This window comes from Arthrobacter sp. 2YAF22_2, from assembly GCF_052114645.1.
Lineage (GTDB): Bacteria > Actinomycetota > Actinomycetes > Actinomycetales > Micrococcaceae > Arthrobacter.
Genome location: NZ_JBFRFD010000292.1, coordinates 1 through 4,726, shown reverse-complemented (window position 1 = coordinate 4,726; position 4,726 = coordinate 1). Strand labels below are relative to the sequence as shown.

Annotated in this window: 4 protein-coding genes; 2 read left to right on the top strand and 2 right to left on the bottom strand. The window is 68.4% G+C overall.

Going from position 1 to position 4,726, the window contains the following annotated elements; genetic code table 11:
- Both AB4Y86_RS12405 and AB4Y86_RS12400 read right to left on the bottom strand, forming a co-directional pair.
- A partial coding sequence (locus tag AB4Y86_RS12405; RefSeq protein ID WP_441402526.1) for a class I SAM-dependent RNA methyltransferase occupies positions 1-1,322 on the bottom strand: 1,322 nt, incomplete at its 3' end.
- Positions 1,319-3,295: an APC family permease gene (locus AB4Y86_RS12400; protein ID WP_441402525.1), complete on the bottom strand. Its 1,977-nt coding sequence runs from the start codon at positions 3,293-3,295 to the stop codon at positions 1,319-1,321. The genes AB4Y86_RS12405 and AB4Y86_RS12400, both read right to left, overlap by 4 nt.
- 156 nt (positions 3,296-3,451) lie before the next feature.
- Here AB4Y86_RS12400 and AB4Y86_RS12395 point away from each other — a divergent pair, with 156 nt between their 5' ends.
- A complete protein-coding gene (locus tag AB4Y86_RS12395) occupies positions 3,452-4,123 on the top strand; it encodes a potassium channel family protein (protein WP_441402524.1) in 672 nt (223 codons plus the stop codon).
- A partial coding sequence (locus AB4Y86_RS12390; RefSeq protein ID WP_441402523.1) for a potassium channel family protein occupies positions 4,124-4,726 on the top strand: 603 nt, incomplete at its 3' end.

Below are 4,726 nucleotides of genomic sequence, written 5' to 3'. Positions count from 1 at the left end.
GTCTCCATGTGGTGGGTGTGCGGGTAGAGGTCAAAGGCGCGCAGCCTCTCCAGTCCCCAGCCGGCCTGCTGGAAGTAGCCCACGTCGCGCGCGAACGACGCCGGATCGCAGGAGACATAGGCGATCGCCCGCGGACCGGCCGCGGCCAGTTGGTTGACAACCGCCTTGCCGGCGCCGGCCCGCGGCGGGTCGAGGACCAGGGCGTCGAAGTTGCGCGGCGTCTGCCGCAGCACCCGCTCCACTTTGCCTTGGACGATTTCGACCTGCGCCGCCCCGTGCAGGTTCTTACGGGCATCCCGGCTGGTGCCCGGAGCGCCCTCCACGGACAGCACGGACCCGGTGACGCCGACGGCGTCGGCGAGGGGCGCGGTGAACAACCCGGCGCCGGCGTAGAGGTCAGCCACCACGGACCCGGACGCCAGGTAGCCGCCGTCGTGCAGGAAGCCGGTCACCGCCCCCACCAAGGTCTCCGGGGCATCACGGTGGATCTGCCAGAACCCGTCCCCGGTCACCCGGTAGTCGTGGCCGGCGGCGGTTTCCTGCACCCAGGTGCGGCCGCGCAGCTGCGTGACCGACCCCGTGCCGGGATCCACCCGGGCCACCGAGACGTCCTCCGGCAACTGGGCCAGGATGGCGTTGAGCCGCTTGGCCCGGGTCCCGGCTGCCGGCGCCAGGAGCACCAGCGGCCGCGAACCGTTGCCCGGCGCCGCGACCTCGATCCGCTCGATGCCTTGCAGGTCGAGGTCCCAGAGCCGGAGCGAGTTGATGCCCTCGACGGCCAGCGGCATCTCGCGGACCGGAAACACTTCATTGCTGCGGTGTGCGTGCATGCCGAGCTTGCCGCCAGGAGTCACCGCAAACCCGGCGCGGGTCCGCCAGGCCAGGCCTCTGGCCTTCCCCGCAGTCGCCTCCCCCACGGCCTCAACCGTGAGGTCCGGGAGTTCGACCCCGGCCAGCCGGTGCAGCTGCTCGGCCAGGACCTCGGCCTTGAGGCTGCGCTGGCGTTCCAGCGAGATGTGGCCGAGCTCCGCGCCGCCGACCGGCGGGTGGCCGTGGGACCAGGAACGCTGCGAGTCGGCGACGTGCCAGAAGTGCTCCACCCGGTCCGGGGACGGCTCCAGCACCTCAACGACGTCGGCGCGCCAGAATTTGGCGGACTCGCCGTCGTCGGTAAGCCGGATCCGGACCTTTTCACCGGGGATGCCGTGCCGGACGAAGATCACGCGGCCCTCGTGCCGGGCCACGCAGTGGCCGCCGTGTGCAACGGGGCCGACGTCGACGACCAGCTCGGTCCGGGCGGGGTGAGTGGTGTCGGTGCTCATCGGATGTCCTGCAGGTTTTTCGATTCTTCGGAAGACTTGAGCTGCCACGGCACGCTGGCCACCATGACGCCGGGCTCGAAGTGCAGCCGGGTCTTGATCCGGAGCGCCGTCTGGTTGTGCACCAGCTGCTCCCACCACTTGCCGACGACGTATTCGGGGATGTAGACCACGATCAGGTCGCGCGGCGAGTCGCGGCGCATGTTCTTGATGTACTCCATGATCGGCGTGACCGTCTCGCGGAACGGGCTGGCCAGCACCGTCAACGGCACCGGAATGTCCAGCTTCTCCCAGTCYGCGAGCGTCTGTTCCGTCTCCTCAGCGCTGATGTCCACCGTGATGGCGTCCAGCCTGGAGGGCCGTGAGGCCCGGGCGTAGGCCAGTGCCCGGAGCACCGGCTTGCGCACGTGGGAGACCAGCAGCACGGCGTGCACGCGGGTCGGCAGCGCCCGGGGCGAAGAGTCCTCGTCCACGGCGAGCTCCTTGGCCACGTTGTCGTAATGCGCCCGGATGCTCCACATGATCAGGAAGAGGACGAACATGGCCAGCAGCGCGATCCAGGCGCCCTGCTCGAACTTGGTGATCAGCACGATCACCAGGACCAGGCCGGTCATGCCGAAGCCGATCGAGTTGATCGTCCTTGACTTGATCATCCGCAGTTTGGTGGCCGGGTCCTTGGCGAGTTTGAGCTCGCGGCCCCAGTGCCGGATCATGCCGAGCTGGCTCAGGGTGAAGGAGATGAAGACGCCCACGATGTAGAGCTGGATGAGCTTGGTGACGTCCGCGTTGAACGAGATGATCAGCACCAGCGCGCCGGCGGCCAGCGCCAGCACACCGTTGCTGAAGGCGAGCCGGTCGCCGCGGGTGCGGAGCTGGCGCGGCAGGTAGCCGTCCTGCGCGAGGATCGAGCCGAGYACCGGGAACCCGTTGAAAGCGGTGTTCGAGGCGAACACCAGGATGACGCCGGTGGCGGCGACCACGATGTAGAACGGGAGGGACCCGGCCCCGAAGACGGTCTGCGCAATCTGGCTGATGGCCGGGTTCTGGATGTAGCCCTCGTCCACCGGGTGGCCGTTGAGCAGGAACTCCTTCGCCGGGTCCTGCACAATGTGCACCTTGGTGGCGTTGGCCAGGTAGATGATGCCAGCGAGCATGGAGGCGGCGATCACGCCGAGCAGCAGCAGCGTGGTCGCCGCGTTCTTGCTCTTGGGCTTCTTGAAGTTCGGCACGCCGTTGCTGATGGCYTCSACGCCGGTCAGAGCGGCGGCGCCGGAGGAGAACGCCCGCAGCAGCAGGAACGCGCCGGTGAGCCCGACCAGTCCCTCGTCGAAGCCGGGTGCCGGGATGATCTGGAACTGGGCCGACGGCGCCTGCCCGAGCTGGCCCGTGGCGGCCTGGAAGACGCCGACGGCGGTCATGCCGAGGATCGAAAACATGAAGATGTAGGTCGGCACGGCGAAGACGCTGCCTGCTTCGCGGATGCCGCGCAGGTTCACCAGCGCCAGGACCACGACGCCGATCGTCGCGATCGTGGCCTGCTGGCCGTGCAGCGACGGGACGGCTGTGGTGAGGTAGGCGGCGGCTGAGGACATTGATACGGCGACGGTGAGCACGTAGTCCACGAGCAGCGCAGCGGCGACCGTGAGGCCGGCGTACTTGCCAAGGTTTTCATTGGCGATCTCGTAGTCGCCGCCGCCGGACGGGTAGGCGTGGACGTTCTGGCGGTAGGAGGCCACGACGGTGAGCAGCACCACCATGACCGCGAGCCCCACCCAGGGTGAGAAGGCCACGGCGCTGACACCGGCCAGGGCCAGGGTGAGCAGGATTTCGTCGGGCGCGTAGGCCACCGAAGAGAGCGCATCGGAGGCGAAGATCGGAAGCGCGATCCGTTTGGGCAGCAGGGTGTGGGCCAGGCTGTCGTTCCGGAAGGGCTTGCCTACCAGCACGCGCTTCACGGCATTGAAAATTGTCAGCACCAGACAAAGCTAGTCTGATTCGGACGCGATGTCATGACGGCGAAACCTGCTGTCCGGCGGCCGGCGGGCCGCACCGCCGCCGGACCGGCTCCGGGGCCGCGCCGGCCGGTATTGTTTGACGCAGCAACAAACACACAGAAGCTTGAGGAGGCACGGGTGGCGCACTTCGTGATCATGGGTTGTGGCCGTGTCGGGGCGACCCTGGCGCACACGCTCGAGGACGCCGGCCATTCGGTCGCGATCATCGACCAGGACGACCGTGCGTTCCGGCGGCTGCGGACCGGCTTCTCCGGCCGCAAGGTCACCGGCGTCGGCTTCGACCGGGAAACGCTCAAGCAGGCCGGGGTCGAAGAGGCCTACGCGTTCGCCGCCGTGTCCAGCGGCGACAATTCGAACATCCTGGCCACCCGGGTGGCCCGCGAGACGTTCCACGTCCCGCATGTCGTGGCGCGCATCTACGATCCGGGCCGCGCCGAGATCTACCAGCGGCTCGGGATCCCCACGGTCGCCGCGGTGCGCTGGAGTGCGGACCAGGTGCTGCGCCGGATCCTGCCGGAGCAGCACCTCGCCGGCGACTTCCGCGACCCCTCGGGCCGCCTCGTGCTGGCCGAGGTGGAGGTCGACGCCGGCTGGATCGGCCACCCGCTGGCCGCGATCGAAAAAGCCGCCGACATCCGCGTCGCCTACCTCACCCGCTTCGGCGAGGGCATCATTCCACGGCCCGGAACCGCCTACCAGGACGGCGACACGGTCCATGCCATGGTGGGCGTTGACCGCACTTCTGAGGTTGCCCACATTCTCGCCAAATCCCCCGCCAAGGAGTCGTAAGTGAAAGTCGTCATCGTCGGGGCGGGCAGCGTCGGTTCCTCGATCGCCCGTGAATTGTTGTCCCACAAACATGAAATCCTGCTGATCGACCTCAAGCCCGAGGTGATCGGCCGCAGCGGGCTGCGCGGCGCGCACTGGCTCGTGGGCGACGCCTGTGAACTCAGTACCCTCAAGGACGCCCGGCTGGAGGACGCCGACGTCGTGGTCTCCGCGACGGGCGATGACAAGGTGAACCTGGTGGTGTCGCTGCTGGCCAAGACCGAGTTCGGCGTCGGGCGGACGGTGGGCCGGGTCAACAACCCGAAAAACGACTGGATGTTTGACGATTCCTGGGGCGTCGACGTCGCGGTCAACACCCCGCAACTGATGACGGCCCTCGTGGAGGAGGCGGTGGAAATCGGCGACCTGGTCCGGTTGCTGACCCTGCAGACCGGGGTGTCCTCGCTGGTGGAGTTCACCGTGCCGCACGACTCGCACGTGATCGGCCTGACCGTGGGCGACATCGACTGGCCGGAGGACGCGACCCTGGTGGCGATCCTGCGCGACCAGGCGCCGATCACGCCGAGCCGGGACGACGTGATCGACGGCGGCGACGAGCTGTTC